Origin of the sequence: Pseudomonas sp. HY2-MNA-CIBAN-0224 (assembly GCF_040310285.1) — a bacterium.
Taxonomy (GTDB): Bacteria; Pseudomonadota; Gammaproteobacteria; order Pseudomonadales; family Pseudomonadaceae; genus Aquipseudomonas; species Aquipseudomonas helleri.
Genome location: NZ_JBEOPQ010000264.1, coordinates 1 through 350 on the forward strand (window position 1 = coordinate 1; position 350 = coordinate 350).

Annotated in this window: 1 protein-coding gene; it reads right to left on the minus strand. The window is 45.1% G+C overall.

Annotated features, from left to right (window positions below; genetic code table 11):
• The coding region (locus AAEZ03_RS26325) for a hypothetical protein (RefSeq protein ID WP_350582697.1) at positions 1-350 on the minus strand (350 nt) is incomplete at both ends.

A 350-nucleotide genomic window follows, 5' to 3' on the forward strand; every position in this document is an offset into this window, starting at 1 on the left:
CATCTGCGCAAGTTTACGCTTTAGTTTGCGTTGCCATTTAGCATACTGCTGCGCCTCATTTAGATAAGGCGCTTGACTAAAACCCACCAACACTCCAATCGATTGAGACACAGTAGTAGCCGTGGCAACGCCGTCATCATAATTACTGTCTATTAGCCAGATATCAATAGGTGCTTCATAAAGTTCAAACTTGGTATTCAGCTGCGCCCGTGTCACACAATCAACCAAGATAAAACCACAACTGCGTACGGTATCCGAAAAGGCCATGCGCTGGTGATGGTCTTCTGCGACCACCAGCACCTTGATATCATTTTGGTTTTTTTCTTTGAGCGCTAATAGAGCAGGTACAT